This is a genomic window from Chryseobacterium sp. DT-167 (assembly GCF_058310155.1).
Genome location: NZ_JBZEEQ010000098.1, coordinates 1 through 588 on the forward strand (window position 1 = coordinate 1; position 588 = coordinate 588).

1 protein-coding gene is annotated in these 588 nt (G+C 68.4%); it reads left to right on the plus strand.

Annotation, left to right across the window (positions count from 1 at the left end):
- On the plus strand, nt 1-588 hold a 588-nt coding region (locus AC4FQ5_RS19965; protein ID WP_491146413.1), incomplete at both ends, for a hypothetical protein.

Below are 588 nucleotides of genomic sequence, written 5' to 3' on the forward strand. Positions count from 1 at the left end.
GGACAACGACTCGGGAGTGAGGACGGGGGCGGTGCCATCCCGTTCGGCTGGACGGCGATCTACCCGGTCGGAATGCTCGTCCTCGTCGTCTTCGGCGTGCTCGCGATCACGAACGAGTACAGCACCGGCACGATCCACACCACGATGGTGGCGGCGCCTCGCCGCACGGGCGTGCTCCTCGCGAAGGGCGCGGTGATCACCGGCGTGACGACGGTTCTCGGCGTCCTCACGTCCGTCGTGCTCTACGTCGTCGTGCAGGCGGCCGGCACGATCCCCTCGGCGATCGGTCTGTCGCTCGTCGATCCCGAAATGTTCTGGGGAGTCCTCGGCGGCACGCTCGTGCTGCCGTACGGAGCGCTCTTCGGGCTCGTGCTCGGCGGGCTTCTGCGCAACGCCGCCGCAGCGATCGCGCTGTACTTCGTCGTCTTCCAGATGGGACCGCAGCTCCTCGAGGCGTTCCTGCCGGAGTCGCTCGCCGGCGTCGTCGACTACATGCCGCTCGCCGCGATCAACGTCATGCGGTCGGGCGGACTCAGCACGGAACCGTACGGGCTCGGCGTCTCGATCATCGTGCTCCTCGGTTGGCTC